The organism is Rhizobium sp. AC44/96 (genome assembly GCF_001692185.1).
In the GTDB taxonomy this organism is placed as follows: Bacteria; Pseudomonadota; Alphaproteobacteria; order Rhizobiales; family Rhizobiaceae; genus Rhizobium.
Genome location: NZ_LXKO01000030.1, coordinates 292,829 through 309,121, shown reverse-complemented (window position 1 = coordinate 309,121; position 16,293 = coordinate 292,829). Strand labels below are relative to the sequence as shown.

12 protein-coding genes are annotated in these 16,293 nt (G+C 61.1%); 7 read left to right on the top strand and 5 right to left on the bottom strand.

Features of this window, described 5'->3' with window-relative positions; translation table 11 throughout:
• The first annotated feature begins 76 nt into the window (after positions 1–76).
• From A6U87_RS21180 to A6U87_RS21160, 5 genes are all read left to right on the top strand, one after another.
• Positions 77–958 carry a carbohydrate ABC transporter permease gene (locus A6U87_RS21180; protein WP_065693271.1) on the top strand — a complete coding sequence of 294 codons (882 nt, stop codon included), beginning with the start codon at positions 77–79 and terminating at the stop codon, positions 956–958.
• Positions 959–961: 3 nt separating this feature from the next.
• Entirely contained in the window at positions 962–1,873 is a 912-nt protein-coding gene (locus A6U87_RS21175) for a carbohydrate ABC transporter permease (RefSeq protein WP_065693270.1), read from the top strand.
• A 29-nt stretch (positions 1,874–1,902) separates the two neighbouring features.
• Positions 1,903–2,985 (top strand): ABC transporter ATP-binding protein, encoded by a 1,083-nt coding sequence (locus tag A6U87_RS21170; RefSeq protein ID WP_065693269.1) that lies wholly within the window; start codon positions 1,903–1,905, stop codon positions 2,983–2,985.
• A gap of 14 nt (positions 2,986–2,999) precedes the next feature.
• Entirely contained in the window at positions 3,000–3,746 is a 747-nt protein-coding gene (locus tag A6U87_RS21165) for a ThuA domain-containing protein (RefSeq protein WP_065693268.1), read from the top strand.
• 194 nt (positions 3,747–3,940) lie between these two features.
• Entirely contained in the window at positions 3,941–4,645 is a 705-nt protein-coding gene (locus tag A6U87_RS21160) for a YoaK family protein (RefSeq protein ID WP_065693267.1), read from the top strand.
• Positions 4,646–4,667: 22 nt separating this feature from the next.
• On the opposite strand, the gene A6U87_RS21155 is transcribed toward A6U87_RS21160, so the two are convergent.
• Genes A6U87_RS21155 through A6U87_RS21135 form a run of 5 tightly spaced genes read right to left on the bottom strand, consistent with a single transcriptional unit; the run spans position 4,668 to position 13,748 of the window.
• Positions 4,668–6,614 carry a MacB family efflux pump subunit gene (locus tag A6U87_RS21155; RefSeq protein ID WP_065693266.1) on the bottom strand — a complete coding sequence of 649 codons (1,947 nt, stop codon included), beginning with the start codon at positions 6,612–6,614 and terminating at the stop codon, positions 4,668–4,670.
• Between the two features lie 3 nt (positions 6,615–6,617).
• Positions 6,618–7,832 carry an efflux RND transporter periplasmic adaptor subunit gene (locus A6U87_RS21150; RefSeq protein ID WP_065693265.1) on the bottom strand — a complete coding sequence of 405 codons (1,215 nt, stop codon included), beginning with the start codon at positions 7,830–7,832 and terminating at the stop codon, positions 6,618–6,620.
• 25 nt (positions 7,833–7,857) lie between these two features.
• Positions 7,858–9,354 (bottom strand): efflux transporter outer membrane subunit, encoded by a 1,497-nt coding sequence (locus A6U87_RS21145; RefSeq protein ID WP_065693264.1) that lies wholly within the window; start codon positions 9,352–9,354, stop codon positions 7,858–7,860.
• A gap of 15 nt (positions 9,355–9,369) precedes the next feature.
• The gene (locus tag A6U87_RS21140) at positions 9,370–12,516 is read right to left on the bottom strand and encodes an efflux RND transporter permease subunit (protein WP_065693263.1); all 3,147 of its coding nucleotides are present in this window, start codon (positions 12,514–12,516) and stop codon (positions 9,370–9,372) included.
• Between the two features lie 11 nt (positions 12,517–12,527).
• Complete coding sequence (locus tag A6U87_RS21135; protein ID WP_244499547.1) at positions 12,528–13,748, bottom strand: efflux RND transporter periplasmic adaptor subunit; 1,221 nt, start codon at positions 13,746–13,748, stop codon at positions 12,528–12,530.
• A 324-nt stretch (positions 13,749–14,072) separates the two neighbouring features.
• On the opposite strand from A6U87_RS21135, the gene A6U87_RS21130 reads away from it, so the two are divergent.
• Together A6U87_RS21130 and A6U87_RS21125 are read left to right on the top strand one after the other, a co-directional pair.
• A complete protein-coding gene (locus tag A6U87_RS21130) occupies positions 14,073–14,798 on the top strand; it encodes a response regulator (protein WP_065693261.1) in 726 nt (241 codons plus the stop codon).
• Entirely contained in the window at positions 14,795–16,069 is a 1,275-nt protein-coding gene (locus tag A6U87_RS21125; protein ID WP_065693260.1) for an ATP-binding protein, read from the top strand. The genes A6U87_RS21130 and A6U87_RS21125 overlap by 4 nt, the downstream gene beginning before the upstream one ends.
• Positions 16,070–16,293 lie beyond the last annotated feature (224 nt).

The window sequence follows — 16,293 nt, the reverse complement described above, 5'->3', positions numbered from 1 at the left end:
CTAACAACCTCCCGGCGGGAGCTGGCGTCGTGCCGCTCCCGCCGTCAGAACAAGGACGGCTTTTTTGACGCGCCCAATGAACCCCCATGAAATCCGCATGCAGCGGCAGCTTTTTCTTATCCTGTTGCCGTCGATGCTGCTTCTGCTCGCCTTCGTCATTTATCCGGCGCTCTATTCGGTCTACCTGAGCTTCACCAATGAAGCTCTCACAGGTGCCGGCGCGCTCCGGCCTCGCTTCGTAGGTTTCAGGAACTACACGCGTCTTTTCAGCGACGGAAAGTTCTGGAACTCGCTCGTCGTCACCTTCATCTTCGTGGTCGGCTCGGCGGTCATCGGGCAGTTCGTTCTCGGGCTCGTCTCTGCGATGGCCCTCGGCCGCTCGATCAGGTTCCGCAAGACCCTGGCCTCGATCATCCTGCTGCCGAACGCGGCCCCTGAGGTCGTCGCGGGCTTCATGTGGATCTCGATGCTGGCAGGCGGCGAAAACGCCACTCTTAGCCGGATCGTCATGTTTTTCGGTGTCGAGCCGGTGGATTGGCTGAACACCTTTCCACTGACGATGATCATCATCGTCAACACCTGGCGTGGCATTGCGACCGCCATGATCCTGCTGATGGCGGGGCTCAGCACGATCCCCAAGGACGTCTATGAAGCGGCCCGCATGGACGGCGCGACACCCGCGCAGATTTTCCGGCGCATCACGTTGCCGCTCATGTTGCCGACCATCATGCTCTACATGCTTATTTCGGCTGTATCGACGATCGCGGTCTTCGGCTTCGTCTACGCGCTGACGCGCGGAGGACCCGGCGGCGCGACGGAGCTCGTCAGCATCTACATCTACAACCAGTCCTTCACGGCCTACCAGCTCGGGTACGGCGCTGCCGTGGCTGTCATCGTCCTCCTCATCTCGGTGGTGATCGGTGTCGGCTACGTCAAGGCAATGAAGGTGGAGGTCTGAACCATGGCAGTCATGTCTCCTGCCGAGAAAGCAAACAAGCGCCAGGGCGATCTCATGGCCTATGCGACGCTGTCGATCATTTCGATCTTCTGCGCGCTCCCATTCTTCTGGGTTCTGATTGCGTCCTTCGACGCAAACGCGCAGCTCTTCCTGCGTTGGCCGGCTGAGCTGACCTTCAACAACTACACCCGCATCTTCCTGGAGGAAGACGGCGGCAGGTGGTTGATGAACTCGCTGATCATCGTCGTGACCGCGACGGTGCTGGTCATGATCCTGTCGGGGCTGGGCGGCTACGCGCTGTCGCGGACGAACGCCTGGTGGAAGCTGCCGTTTCTCTATGGCATCCTTCTGATCCGCGTGCTGCCGCCAACGGCTCTCATCGTGCCGCTCTACAAAGTTCTGCTGACGATGAACAATGCAGAGGGTGCCGTGCTGCGGCCGATCTTCGGCAGCTACACGCGGGCGATCATGAAGTATACGGGCTTCATCGACGGCTATCTCGGTATCATCCTCGTACTCGCCACGCTCCAGTTGCCGCTGGCGCTATGGATCATGAAGACCTTCTTTGATGGTCTGCCGAAGGACTACGAAGAGGCGGCCCTGATGGACGGGGCGACGATGACCCAGCGCATTCGTCGCGTCCTCATTCCGCTTGCCTTGCCGGGGTTGGCCGCGTCTGGCCTGTTTTCCTTCATCTTCGCCTGGGGCGACTTCCTCCTCCCCCTGATCCTCATTTCATCACCGGAGCTGCAACCGCTTCCGCTCGGCCTGTTTCGCGCCTTCCTGCGCGTCAACACCGTCGACTACGGTTTCCTCGCTGCCCTGGCCTTCATCTACCTCCTGCCTGCCGTCATCGCCTTCAGCTTCGCGCGACGTTTTCTCGTTCAGACGTTCGCCGGTGGCGTGAAGGGCTGACGATCGGCGCAAAGGAGAAAGAGGCACACATGATCACGCTCAGAAATGTTCGCAAATATTACGGCGCGCTGGAAGTCATCAAAGGCGTCGACATCACGGTCGAGGACGGTGAGTTCGCGGTCTTCGTCGGCCCTTCGGGTTGTGGCAAGTCCACGCTGCTGCGGATGATCGCCGGACTTGAAGGGATCGACGGCGGCGACCTGATCCTCAATGGCCAGCGCATCAACGACGTGCCGCCGGACAAGCGCGGCATCGCCATGGTCTTCCAGAGCTACGCGCTCTATCCGCATATGACCGTGGCCGAGAACATCGGCTTTTCCCTTTCCCTGAAGAAGGTGCCTGCCGCGGAGATCCGCAAGCAGGTGGAAGAAGTCGCCGAGATTCTCCAGCTCAGGGAATATCTCGATCGTCGTCCGGCTGCTCTCAGCGGCGGCCAGCGTCAGCGCGTGGCCATCGGGCGCGCGATCATCAAGAAGCCGTCGCTCATCCTGTTTGACGAGCCGCTGTCAAATCTGGATTCCGCGCTGCGCGTCCAGATGCGTGCCGAGCTGCAGCGCCTGCATCGCGAGCTCAAGGCAACGGCCGTCTATGTCACCCACGATCAGGTGGAGGCAATGACCATGGCGGACCGGATCGTCGTCCTCAACAAGGGCATCGTGGCCCAGCAGGGGGCGCCGATGAACCTGTACCACCAGCCGCAAAACGAGTTCGTGGCGACCTTCATCGGATCCCCGAAGATGAACCTGATCCCGGTCAAGGCGGCTGCGGGCGACAATGGCGCACTGCGTCTCGAAAGTCCGCTGGGCATTTCGCTCGATATCCCCGACGCCGGCACGAACGGGCCGCGCGGCGATCTGCGGCTCGGGATACGCCCCGAGCATCTCAAGATCGCACCCGATGGCCAGGGTCCTTTCTCGCTCGAGGTCGGCATCGTCGAGCGCCTGGGGGTCGAAACCTATCTGACGGTCGGCTCAGCCGACCAGCCGCTGATCGTCCGCACCGAGGGCGATCTGTCTATCCGCCCGGGCGACCGGGTTTCACTGACGGCGGACCCCGCCGCCTGCCATCTGTTCGATCAATCCGGTCAGGCAATCCGCCCGGCCAGCGCATGACAACGAGGAAAGAAATGACGATCAAGGTCACGATCTGGAACGAAGGACGCCACGAGCAGCACGACGAGGCGGTCCAGAAGATTTATCCCGACCGGATGGACGGCGCTATCGCCAAGGGCATCGAAAGCCCGGATTTCGAGATCCGCCGGACCACCATGGACGAGCCCGAGCAGGGCATGCCGGATTCGCTGTTGAACGATACGGACGTGCTGCTCTGGTGGGGGCACGTCGCCCATGAAGAAATCAGCGACAGCCTCGTTGATCGCATCCAGCAGCGTGTCCTGAAGGGCATGGGCATCGTCTTCCTGCATTCGGGCCATCATTCAAAGCTTTTCCGGCGCCTGATGGGCACCAATGCCAACCTCTCCTGGCGCGAGCTGCCGGAGGGCGATCTCGAGCGTGTCTGGGTCATCAACCCGTCGCATCCGATCGCCGAGGGCCTGCCTCCCTATTTCGAAGTGGAGGCGTCGGAAATGTATGGCGAGCCCTTCGACATCCCGACGCCGGACGAGTTGATCTTCATTTCCTGGTACTCAGGCGGCGAAGTGTTCCGCAGCGGTTGCACCTTCCAGCGTGGACGCGGTCGCATCTTCTACTTCAGCCCCGGTCACGAGACCTATCCTGTCTACCACAACCCCCACGTCCTGAAGGTTATCAGCAACGGCATTCACTGGGCGAACCAGAAGCACACCAGCGGCCGGATCCTCGAGAACTGGCACCGCAAGGAGCCGCTGCACGAAAAGACGGCACCCAAGGCCTGAGTTCCTCCCCTGGGGGGCTGGGGCAGACTCCAGCCCTGGCCCCTCGCGGATCTATATCTGGAATGCGGCGATCACCCAGCGCCGCATTTTTCCGCGTTAGCGGACCGCGCATGGGGCAGAGCGGCTTGCATCGCAGTTGCGACCGAGGATAAATCAGTCTTTGTTGCTCCAGACCGTTTTTCATCCGTTGCAAGATGCTGATTCACGAAGGCGATAACCGAACATCGAGAGTAGATCTGCTTTTGGCTGCCGCGCTGTCCTTTGTGGCTGGCGGCGTCAACAGCGCGGGATACCTTGCGTATGGCTATTTCTCGGCCAACATGACGGGCAACGTCTCGCTGATCTCGGATCACATTTCGATCCAGGAGTTTACGGTTGCCATCGCATTCGTGACCATCGTCACGATGTTTGTTCTCGGCGCGTTCAGCGCTTCTCTCTTCATCGAGCTCGGAAAGCGCCGGAGGCTTTCGAACATCTACGCGCTTACGCTGCTGTCGGAAGCCGTTTTTCTCATGGCCGTCGGCATCTATACGGCAAAGCTTGGGTCCTCGGTCAACGGGGTCACCATCGCGGGCCTTCTGAGCTTCACCATGGGTCTGCAGAACGCCGCCTCGACGCGTATTTCCGGCAGCCGGGTTCGCACGACGCATGTCTCCGGTATCGCGACTGATATCGGAGTCGGCCTCGCCCTCATGACAGGCGACGCAAGAGCGCCGGACCGACCGATGGTCGCCCGCCGGCTCGTATTGCATATCACGACGCTCCTGTCGTTCCTTCTTGGCGGCGTTGCCGGCTTCCTGGGCTATAAGACAACCGGCGGCGTCACCTTCTGCGCCTTCTCGTTCATCCTGTTTTCGCTCTGCGCACGGTACCTCACCGTACGCGCGGCCGCATCGTAGGCCCGACCACTGGACTGCATTCTCAGTCCCGCGCCAGCGCAATGACCGGATCAAGCCGCGAGGCATTGCGCGCCGGCAGAAATCCGAATACCAGCCCGATCAGGCAGGAGCAGGCCGCCGCCAGGATGATCGCCACCGGCGAATAGACGAGCGTGAAACCTGCCGCGAGGCTGTTGAACACCATGCCGAAGCCAAGCGCCGTGAGGATACCCAGTATTCCCCCGAGCAGGCAGACCAGGACGGCCTCGATCAGGAACTGTTGAAGGATATCCTGGCGTCTGGCGCCCACGGCCATGCGAACGCCGATCTCCGATACCCGCTCGGAGACCGATACCAGCATGATGTTCATCACGCCGATCCCGCCGACAACGAGCGAGATCACGGCGATCGCTGAAACAAGCAGTGTCAGCGTACCGGCAGTGCTCGTGATCGTCTTTCGAATGTCGTCGGTGTTCAGGATGAAGAAGTCGTTCTTTCCGTGGCGCTGCTCCAGAAACCGCGACACCGATGCCTCGGCAACCGAGCTTTCGACATCATCGGCGACGCGCACGGTCACGCTCCGCAACGACATGTCGCCGAGGAAGCGGGTCTGCACGCTCGTGTACGGCAGATAGACCGAGAGGTTGTCGCTGGAGCCGAAGCCCCCCTGTTGGGCGCTGATCACACCTACGATGAGCACGGGAACGGAATCGACCAGCACGACGCTGCCGACGGCATCGGATGCCTTGCCGAAAAGTGCGTCGGCGGTGTTGGTGTCGATGACGGCTTCCTGGGTAACGTCACGCACGCTGGCGGCATTGAAGAACCTGCCGGCGACAAGCTTGGAGCCTTTCGCAGTGAAATATTGTTCGCCGACGCCGTTGATCAACGCGTTCGCTTCCAGGGAAGAGAAGCGGACGGTTCCTGAGGTCGAGACGGTGGGGGTGACAGCGGCGACGTAGGACAGTTTCGACAGTGCATCAGCATCCGCGACCCGAAGGGTCTTGACACGCCCGGAGCGCGTATCTCCAAATCCGCTGCCCGGGAAGATCTCAAGCGTGTTGGTTCCCAGGCTGCTGATGTTTTCCAGTACCTTCTTCTGCGATCCTTCGCCAAGCGCCACGACGCAGATCACCGAGGCGATCCCAATGATGATCCCCAGCATCGTCAGAAACGTGCGCATCCGGTGCGCTGCAAGCGCGCGAAACGCCATCGCGGAGGCTTCCGCAAGGCGGCCAAGCGACGCAAATCGTCCACTGCTGCTGGTCGCAGGATTGGCTGCGGGCGGCGGTGGTGATTGCTCGCGCTGTCGGCGGTCGGCCACGATGCGACCGTCTGCGATCTCGATGATCCGCTGGGCGCGCGAGGCGACGGAAAGATCGTGGGTGACAATGATGACTGTTCGTCCGTCGGCATGAAGTTCGCCGAGGATGCGAAGCACTTCTTCGCCACTTTCCCGGTCCAGCGCGCCCGTGGGCTCGTCGGCGAGGATGATCTCCCCGCCATTGACGAGGGCACGGGCGATCGATACCCGCTGCTGCTGCCCGCCGGAAAGCTGGCCCGGCTTGTGATGCAGCCGCGCGCCCATTCCGAGGCGCTCCAGAAGGCCCTTCGCGTGGCCGTGGCGGACCGCGGCCGGTTGACCGGCGTAGATCGCAGGCATCTCGACATTGGCGACAGCGGTCAGATCGGGCAACAGCTGGTAGCGCTGAAAGATGAAGCCCAGGTGCTCGCGCCGCAGTTTGGAAAGCGCGTCGCTCGGAAGTGCACCGGTGACTTGGCCATCGATCGCATAGGTGCCTGTTGTCGGCCGATCCAGGAGACCGAGTATGTTCATCAACGTCGACTTTCCCGAACCCGACGGGCCGACGATGGCGACCATCTCGCCACGTTCGATTGTCAGGTTCACGTCGTCCAGGACGGTCAGGCTCTCGTCGCCCGAGGGGTAGATGCGGGTAACGCCGCTCAGTTCGATCAGGGGCTGCGCCATGGTTCACATCCCCATCGGTGGCGGCGGTCCGCCCGCATTCGTGGCCGCCTTGGTCGTCACCGCTTCACCAATGACGACCTGTTCTCCCTCGGCAAGGCCGGAGAGCACTTCGACATTGACGCCGTCGCTCTCGCCGACTTCGATCGTGCGCGGCGAAGTCGTGCCATCGGCACCGACCAACTTGATCGTGCTCTTGCCGGATTTCCGATCGGTTGTCACGGCGGCAGCCGGGACGACGAGAACGTCTTTCCGGGATGCCAGGACAATGTGCACCTCGGCTGACATATAGGTCCGGAAATGGCCGTCGGCGTTCGGCACATCGAAGATGCCGTTATAGTAGATGGCGGATGAGGAGGACGAGGATGTCGACGAGCTTCCGCTGCTGCTGGACGACGAACTGATGCTGCTGTCACTGGTGATGGATTCGGGTGCGGGTTCGATGGACTTCAGCACCGCGTCATGGCGTAGGGCAGGCTCGCCGATGATCGAGAAATAGACTGGCTGGCCCGGTGCCACGCGCACCACATCAGCTTCGGAGATCTCCGCGCGCACCGTCATGGTGGACAGCTCGCCGAGGACGACGATGGTGGGCGCCGTCTGGGCGGCGTTGACCGTTTGGCCTTCCTGGTTGACGACGGCCAGGACCGTGCCGTCCATCGGAGCGGTGATCCTGGTGTAGCCGAGGTTGGCCTTTGCCGTTTCGACGGTAACCTCCGCTTCGACGATCTGCGCCTCCAGTGCGGCGATCTGCGCCTGGATTTTCTTCACGGATGCCTCGGCGCTGTCGAGATCGGCCTTTGCACCCGCCCGATTGGCATAGATGTTCTGCTGTCGCGTCAGCGTGATCTTGGCGTTATCGAGGTCGGCTTCCGTTTCCTGGAGCTGTGCCTTGACGTTGGCCAGGGCTGCCTCCGCGGTTTTCAGGTTGTTTTTCTGGGTCGTGGAATCGATCTCGGCAACCAGGCTGCCCTGCTTGATCTCCTCTCCGAGGCGAACGGCAAGGCGCGTGATGCGGCCCGACACCTGTGCGCCGACGGCGACCAGCTTGACGGGCTTGAAGGTGCCCGTTGCAAGAACACTGCGCTCGATATCACCGCGGGCGACTGTCGCCGTCAGCACGTTGCTCGCCTTTGCCGGGGCCTGCCACCAGATGGTGGCGGCGAGGGTGCCGACGGCGCAAAGAGCCAGTATGGCGCCCGCTGTCTTCTTCTTGATCATCTTGTCGATCTCATTTGAGGTTGTCCTAGCGCATCGACACGAGATGCGGCGCTTCGCCCTTGTCCCGGACGACTGGCTTGTCGATATCGAGTGCAGCATCCCAGCCACCGCCCAGCGCCTTGTTGAGCGCAATGTAGTAGGTGGCGATATCGACGCGGCCCTGAATGAAGCTCTCTTCGGCGGAGTAGAGCGATCGCTCCGAATCGAGAACGTTCAGGAAGTTGGTTGCGCCCGTTTCGTTGAGCGACCGCGAGAGCTTGGCCGCCTGCCGGTAGCCTGCCACGGAGACGGCAAGCTTGGCGTTCTTCAGGCGCGATTGGTTGAGCCCCACGATTGCGTTCTCGACGTCTTCCATCGCCGATAGAACCGAGGATTGGTAAGCGACGAAATACTGATCGCGCTGGGCCTTCGCGACATCGACTGCCGCCTTCAACTGACCACCCTGAAACAGGGGGATGCTGACGGTCGGCCCGATCGACCAGCCGATCGTGGATTTCTTGGCAAGGTCGCCGATGCTTGTGGCCGAACTCGAGATACTGCCTGTCAGGCTGATCGAGGGATACCGATCCGCTTCTGCCTGACCGATCTTGGCGGTGTATTGCGCGAGCTGGCGCTCGGCTTGTCGCACGTCCGGCCGGTTGAGCAGGATGTCGGCGGGGATGCCGGGCGAAACCTTGGTTGGAGGGGTCGGGATCGGAGCATTTTTCGACATTCTTGCCTCGACGGCGTCGGGGGATTTTCCTGTCAGGATGCCAATGCGGTGGATCGTCTGCGCGTAAGATATGCGATAGGAGGGTACATCGGCTTCGGTCGACGCCGCCTGGGCATCGGCCTTCGCAGCATCGACACCGGTTGCTTCACCCGCCTCGAACTGCCGGCGCGTGAGAGCGGCCGTCTGACGCTGGGATTTGGCCGAGCGCTCCGCAAGCGCGATGAGGGCCTGATATTCGCGCGCCTGGACGTAGTAGGATGTGATGTCGCCTATCAACGTGACGAGTGTGTCGCGCAGTTCCTCTTCCGAGGCCTGTTCGCTGTAGCGCGCGGCTTCCAATCCGCGCTTGTTGCCGCCGAAGAGATCCAGTTCCCAACTTGCATCGAAACCGGCCTGATACTGTGGATAGACCGAGGCTTCGCTGCCCTCAGTCGCCGCGGATCGATTTCGTGTCGCAGACGATGACGCGGTTGCGGACGGCAAGAGGCTTCCTGCCTGTTCTCGCGTCGTTGCCCGGGCTTGGCGAACTTTGGCCTTTGCCGAGGCCACATCGAGGTTGCCTGCGACAGCCTCGTCGACAAGCTGGTCGAGCAACGGATCGTTGAGCTTCTTCCACCACTGCGAAAGCTCTGGCGGAGCCTCCTGCTTGGTCTTTTTGCTCCAGCTTATCGGCATTGCCAGCGTCGGCTTCTGATAGTCGGGACCAACGACGCAGCCGCTGGCCAAGGACAATGACAGGAAAGCAACTGAAAGCCGCAGCACCTGACCCGTTGTGGGAGCGCGCGAGCGCTCCAACTTGACGTTCTTCATATCGGAATTCCCTGGTTAGGATTGGTGTGCGACTGCTTCGTCGGAAGGCTGCGCCTCGGGTGTTTCGACCGTGCCTTTGAAGAAGCCACGGATCGTGACGAACAGCAGTGGGATGAAGAAGATGCCGAGCACCGTCGATGCAATCATCCCGCCCATGACCCCGATACCGATCGAGTTCTGGCTTCCCGAACCGGCACCGTTTGCGATCGCAAGCGGCAGGACGCCGAGGATAAAGGCAAGCGAGGTCATCAGGATCGGCCGCAAGCGCTGGCGGGAAGCCTCCAGGGTCGCCTCGATGAGGCTCTTTCCGTGCTTCTGCTGCTCAATGGCGAATTCGACGATCAGGATGGCGTTCTTCGCGGCAAGGCCGATTGTGGTCAGTAGCCCGACCTTGAAGTAGACGTCGTTGGTCTGCCCGAAGAGGGTTGCCGCCAGAAGTGCGCCGAAGACGCCTACCGGTACCGACAGCATGACGGCGAACGGAATGGACCAGCTTTCGTAAAGCGCGGCGAGAGCCAGGAATACCACTAGGATCGAGATCGCGTAGAGCTGCGTTGCCTGGCTGCCCGACAGACGCTCTTGCGCTGATAGTCCTGTCCATTCATGCGTGAACCCCTGGGGGAGCTGGCTTACGAGCGCATCGATCTCGTTCATCCCGTCGCCTGACGAGACACCACTTGCCGCGGAACCCTGGATTTCGACGGCCGACGAGCCGTTGTAGCGTTCAAGGCGGGGAGAGCCGAACTTCCAGTGGCCGCTCGCAAAGGCCGAGAAGGGAACCATGTTTCCATCGGAATTCTTCACGTACCAGCGGTCGAAATCCTCCGGCTGCATGCGAAAGTTATCGCCCGCCTGAACATAGACCTTCTTGACGCGGCCGCGGTCGACGAAGTCGTTGACATAGTCACCGCCCCAAGCCGTCGACAGCGTCGTATCGATGTCCGACAGGTCGAGATTGAGTGCGCTCGCCCGCTCCTGGTCGATATCGACCGAGTATTGCGGCGTGTCTTCCTGGCCGTTTGGCCGGGTGCCGACAAGCTTGCTGCTCTTTCCAGCCGCAGCGAGCAGCTGATTGCGTGCTTCGATCAGTTTCTCGTGGCCGGCTCCATTCGTATCCTTCAGATAGAAATCGAAGCCGCTGTTGTTGCCGAACCCCGGAATTGCCGGCGGAGACAGCGCAAACACGTTGGCGTCCGCAATTCCCTGGAATGCTTTCATGGCACGGCCGGCGATTGCCTGCGCCTTCGATTGTGGGGTTGTGCGTTCCTCAAAATCCTTCAGCTTCACGAAGGCGAGGCCGACGTTCTGGCCCTGTCCGCCGAAGCCGAAGCCGGCAACGCCCATCACACCAGTGACGTATTCCTTTTCGTCGTTGAGATAGTGATCCGTTACCTGCTGCAGGACTTTTTGTGTGCGATCGGCGGTCGCGCCGACAGGAAGCTGGACGCCCGTGATCAGAATGCCTTGATCTTCTTCCGGCAGGAAGGAGCTGGGCAGACGCGTGAACAGGACACCAGCGGCGACTGTGACGAGCAAAAATAGCATAAGGAAGCGCCCGCGGCGCTTGATGATGCCGCCGACGCTGCGTTGATAGGCGTGCGTTCCGCGGTCGAATCCACGGTTGAACCAGCCGAACGGCCCGTTATTCTTCGCGCCATGCGCCGGCTTTTTCAGGATCGTTGCACAGAGCGCAGGCGTCAGAACCAGCGCAACAAGAACGGAGAGCACCATCGCCGAAACGATCGTGACTGAGAACTGGCGATAGATGACCCCGACCGAGCCGGAGAAGAAAGCCATGGGAACGAAGACGGCCGAGAGAACCGTGGCAATGCCGATCAGCGCTCCGGTGATTTCGCCCATGGACTTGATCGTCGCCTGCTTGGGAGAGAGGCCTTCCTCCTCCATGACACGCTCTACGTTCTCTACCACCACAATGGCGTCATCCACCAGAAGGCCGATCGCCAGCACCATGCCGAACATGGTCAGCGTATTGATAGAGTATCCGAGGTAGGAAAGGATGCCGAATGTTCCGAGAAGAACCACGGGAACCGCGAGCGTCGGAATGATCGTCGCGCGAAGGCTCTGCAGAAAAACGAACATGACGACAAACACGAGAACGACGGCTTCGAGCAGCGTCTTGACCACGTCTTCGATCGACAGCTTGACGAACGGCGTGGTGTCGTAGGGATAGACCACCTCGACATTGGCGGGCAGGGTCTGCTTCAGGTCGTTGATGGTCGACTGGACGGCCTCTGCCGTATCGATGGCGTTGGCACCCGACGCAAGCATGATCGCTAGGCCGGCCGACGGCTTTCCGTTGTAGGTGCTGGAGCTTGCGTAGCTCTCGGCGCCGAGTTCAACAGTGGCCACATCGTTGAGGCGGACCAGCGACCCATCGCTGTTGCTCTTCAGGATGATGTTTTCGAACTGCTCGGGCGTCTGCAGCCGGCTCTTGGCGGTGACCGTTGCGTTGAGTTGCTGGCCCTTGCGCTGGGGCAGCGCGCCAAGTTGGCCGGCCGCGACCTGGGTGTTCTGCGCCTCGATGGCCGAAGTGACGTTGCTGACCATCAACGAGTATTTCGCCAGCTTGTCGGGATCGACCCAGATCCGCATGGCGTAGCCGGAGCCGAAAAGCCGTGTGTCGCCCACGCCTGCAACGCGCTTCAGGGTGTCGTTCAGCGTGCTGTTGACGTAGTCGGCAAGATCGGTCGAGTTCAACTTGCCGTCGGTCGATACGAAGCCGATGACCATCAGGAAGTTGGAGGTTGATTTCGTGACTGTCAGGCCGGAGTTTTGGACGCTCTGCGGGAGCTGAGCCTCGACCAGCTGCAGCTTGTTCTGCACCTGCATCTGCGCGACGTCGGGGTCTGCCTTGTTGGTAAAGGTCAGCGCGATTGAGGCGGATCCCGTCGACTGGGACGTGGAGGTCATGTAGTCGAGATTGTCGATCCCGGTCATTCCCTGTTCGATGACCTTGGTCACCGAATTTTCCACGGTCTCGGCGTCCGCGCCTGAATAGGTCGCGGAAATGGTGACAGTTGTTGGCGCAATCTGCGGATATTGCGAAATCGACAGCGTGGTGACGGACAACAGTCCGCCAAGCATGATGCAGATGGCGATGACCCACGCAAAGATGGGCCTGTCGATAAAGAAGCGGGACATGACGAGCGACCTCAGAGCTGCGAGTGCGATGCGGCCGAAGCCTGCTTCGTTGGTTCGGGTTCTGCCTGTGAGGTCATGATGTCGCCGGTCGAGTCGTCGATGGTCACCTCTTTGGCCGCAACGCCCTGTCCGACCTGAACCCGCTGGCTGCCCTCGACGACGACCTTGTCACCATCGTTGACGCCGGACAGGACGAGCCAGTTGTTTCCAACGCTCCTATCCACGCCGAGCACACGTTGCTCGATCTTGCCTTCGCTCGTCACGAACAGGGCGGTGGGGTCGCCCTTCGTGTCGCGGGTGATCGCGCGCTGCGGAATGAGGAAGCTCTTTTCAGCCACGCCCTCTTCGATAGTTGCCCGCACGTACATGCCGGGAAGAAGGGTGTGATCGGGGTTCGGGAATTCCGCGCGGACGGTGAAGGTGCCGACGCTTTCGTCGACAGAGGCTTCGGCAAATTCCAGCTTGCCGGTCCTCCCGTAGTTGCTGCCGTCCTCGAGGGTGAGGTGAGCGCTGACATCGTCGCCCGTCAGCTTGAGCTTTCCTGTTTCGACCGTCTTGCGAAACTTCAGGAGATTGGTGCTCGACTGCGTGACGTTGACGTTGATCGGGTCGAGAGCGCGAACCGTTGTGAGAACCGTGGTCTGCTCGGCGGTGACAAGCGCCCCGACCGTCACGGCCGAGGCGTCGATGCGGCCGTCGATGGGCGCCCGGATCTTTGTGTAATCGAGGTTGATGCGCGCTGTTTCAAGAGCCGCCTTTGCGGATGCGATATCGGCTTCGGCCTGCACGAGGGTCGATTTTGCGTCGTCCAGATCCTGGACGCTGACTGCGTTTTGCGCCGTCAGATTCTTGTAGCGATCGACCTTTGCCTGCGCGCTCGGCAGGGCACCTTGTGCCTTTTGAAGCGCGGCTGCGGCGCTGTCATAGGTTGCTTGATAGGGGGCTGGATCGATTTCGTAGAGGATCTCGCCGGCCTTTACCTCCGTTCCCTCCTTGAAGTTTCGCGTCCTGATAATGCCGCCGACCTGCGGACGGACCTCCGCGACGAGTGATGCTGCCGTACGGCCCGGCAACTGCGCGGTGATGGTAACGGATTTGGGGTGCATCGATACTACGCTGACCTGCGGTTTGACGACCGGCGGCTGGGCTGCCGTCTTGCTGTCGTTGCAGCCCGCCAAGGCCACGCTGGCGAGAAGGGGCAATACGGCCAGGCGAAAATCTGCTTTCTTCATTACAGACACAAACATTATCCCTACGGACGGGTTTGCTGGAGGAGCGTGAGCGGCACCAACGAACCTTCGGTTGATCGGAGCGCATGGGGCCGGTGCGGCAGTGTGAAAAGGGGAGAACGTGTTGCCCATGCGGCTCCCGGTGATTGATGAAGCCGATTTACAAGGGGAGTTTGTCTGCGCTTCGCCGAAACGTTGCTGTGTTCGTCCGAATCTCCGAGATTTGTAAATGAACGTTGCTGACTCCGTGCCAGCAATACAAAGTTACAAATTTCTTCGGCATGAGCGCGATAGGGTCGCTATTCGCAAGTCAAACAGGCTGGAACGATGAACAACAGTGATCACATCTTGATTGTCGACGACGACCGGGAAATCCGGACCTTGTTGTCACGGTATCTGACCGGGCAAGGGATGCGCGTGTCTGTCGCCGCAGATCGCCGCGAATGCGAAGCCCTGCTTGCGACGAGCAACCCTGACCTGATCGTGCTGGATGTGATGCTTCCGGATGGATCGGGCCTGGATATCTGCCGCGACCTGCGCGATAGGCGTCCGCCGGTGGCCGTGATCTTGTTGACCGCGCTCAAGGAAGACGTCGATCGGATCATCGGGCTGGAGCTCGGGGCAGACGATTATCTCAGCAAGCCGTTCAACCCGCGTGAATTGCTGGCGAGAATCAAGGCCGTGCTGCGCCGAATGGCGGTCGTGGAGCCCGAGGCTTCCCAGGCGAAGATCTATCACTTCGCGAAATTCGAGGTCGATCCGGAGTTGCGACGTGTCCGTTGCGACGATGGAAGCGAAATCGAGCTCACCGGCGCCGAATTCGACCTGCTTAAAGTGTTCCTCGAGCGTCCAGGTCGCTTGTTGTCTCGCGATCAGCTCCTTGATGTGACACAGGGCCGGAGCCGGGAGCCACTGGACCGCTCGATCGACGTGCTCGTGAGCCGGTTGCGCCGCAAGCTCGGCGACGGGAGTGCGAGCCCCTTGTTCAAGACGGTCAGGAATGGCGGCTATCAGCTGACCGTTCCTGTCAAACTATCGACGCTGAACCGATGAAGTCATTGCGAAACAGAATTGTCGCCCTCCTGATTTTGGCGATCGTCACGGTCGTGACGCTCGCCACCTTCGTCGCGAGCAGGGTGTTGCAGCCACCGAGTACCGACGTGAGACTGGCGACCGTCGTTGCGCAGATGCGCATGGGGACGGCGCTGCTCTCGTCCAGTCGGGACAGTGCCCTGCGGGCGGGCGTGCTGCTGCGCGATGCTCCGCCTTCCGGCGAGCGCGACGACCTGCTGTCGTCCGCCTTGGCGCAGACGCTCGAAAGCACTGGCATCTTCGGTGAGACTGTCGTTACCAAGCAGTCGCGGTCTAATGAGGCAGCGGCGGGCGTGCAGCTGGCCAACAAGGAGTGGCTGTATGCCGTGGTCCCGAACCACGGGCCGCCGCCCGACGGGTGGTTCGTACTTGCAGGCTGGATGGTGCTGATCGTCATGGGAAGCACGGCGGTGTCCATTTTCGCGGCGTCCAAGATCACCGGCCCGCTGGAGCTGCTGCAGAGTGCGGCAGGTCGCATCGGATCCGACGGTGTGCTGCCGCACATACCCGAAACCGGTGCCGGCGAGGTGCGCGCGACCGCGCAGGCGCTCAACAGACTTTCTGCACGGCTGCGCTCCGCAATGGAAAGCCGAATGCGGCTTGTCGCGGCTGCGGGTCACGATCTCAGGACCCCGATGACGCGAATGCGGCTCAGGGCCGAGTTTGTCGTGGACGATGAAGAAAGAGAGAAGTGGCTTGCCGATCTCGAGGAGCTGGATTCCATCGCCGACAGCGCTATTCGCCTGGTGCGTGAGGAGGTTGCTGCCGAAAGTGCGTCTGATTCCGTTCAGCTGCACAATCTGATTTCCGAGATTGTCGGCGAGATGCGTCAACTTGGGCTGAAGGTTCACCCAGGGGCTGTTGAGCCCATCCCCGTACGCGGCACGCCGCTGGCCCTGAAAAGGGCGATACGAAATCTGGTCATCAACGCTGCAACACACGGTGGCGGCGCGACCGTTACGCTTCGGCAGGATCAGGCTGGCGCGGCGGTGATCACGATCTCGGACAATGGCCCGGGGATTCCTGCGGAACTGCTTAGCCAGGTGTTCGAACCATTCTTCCGGGTCGACATGGCGCGCAGGAAGACCGTTCCGGGAGCGGGTTTGGGTCTGGCGATCGCCAAGGAGATCATCGAGCGTTTCGGCGGGACGATCGAGATTGCGAACGGCCATCCCAAGGGTCTTGTTCAGACCATTCGCCTCGAGCGCCGTGATGAGGTCGGTGCGCTCTAGGCTGGTGGATTAGGACGCCGGCCCGGCCGGTTGTCGGCTATTGAGGTGTGCGTTGTGAGCATTTGCTCGCGGCTGGAAGTAGATGTCATGCCACGGTTATTTGCCGCCGTTATACGATCCGGCGAACAATAACCGAGCGGCAGTTGAGCAATTTTTCTAGCGAAGATCTCGTGAACGGGGACGCGACAACTGTCGCCCTCCGTTCGTGCGGCCATGCGCAGCGA

Coding starts and splice junctions, on each gene's coding strand:
- A6U87_RS21180 (WP_065693271.1), top strand. CDS start 77: ATGAACCCCCATGAAATCCGCATGCAGCGGCAGCTTTTTCTTATCCTG.
- A6U87_RS21175 (WP_065693270.1), top strand. CDS start 962: ATGGCAGTCATGTCTCCTGCCGAGAAAGCAAACAAGCGCCAGGGCGAT.
- A6U87_RS21170 (WP_065693269.1), top strand. CDS start 1,903: ATGATCACGCTCAGAAATGTTCGCAAATATTACGGCGCGCTGGAAGTC.
- A6U87_RS21165 (WP_065693268.1), top strand. CDS start 3,000: ATGACGATCAAGGTCACGATCTGGAACGAAGGACGCCACGAGCAGCAC.
- A6U87_RS21160 (WP_065693267.1), top strand. CDS start 3,941: ATGCTGATTCACGAAGGCGATAACCGAACATCGAGAGTAGATCTGCTT.
- A6U87_RS21155 (WP_065693266.1), bottom strand. CDS start 6,614: ATGGCGCAGCCCCTGATCGAACTGAGCGGCGTTACCCGCATCTACCCC.
- A6U87_RS21150 (WP_065693265.1), bottom strand. CDS start 7,832: ATGATCAAGAAGAAGACAGCGGGCGCCATACTGGCTCTTTGCGCCGTC.
- A6U87_RS21145 (WP_065693264.1), bottom strand. CDS start 9,354: ATGAAGAACGTCAAGTTGGAGCGCTCGCGCGCTCCCACAACGGGTCAG.
- A6U87_RS21140 (WP_065693263.1), bottom strand. CDS start 12,516: ATGTCCCGCTTCTTTATCGACAGGCCCATCTTTGCGTGGGTCATCGCC.
- A6U87_RS21135 (WP_244499547.1), bottom strand. CDS start 13,748: ATGAAGAAAGCAGATTTTCGCCTGGCCGTATTGCCCCTTCTCGCCAGC.
- A6U87_RS21130 (WP_065693261.1), top strand. CDS start 14,073: ATGAACAACAGTGATCACATCTTGATTGTCGACGACGACCGGGAAATC.
- A6U87_RS21125 (WP_065693260.1), top strand. CDS start 14,795: ATGAAGTCATTGCGAAACAGAATTGTCGCCCTCCTGATTTTGGCGATC.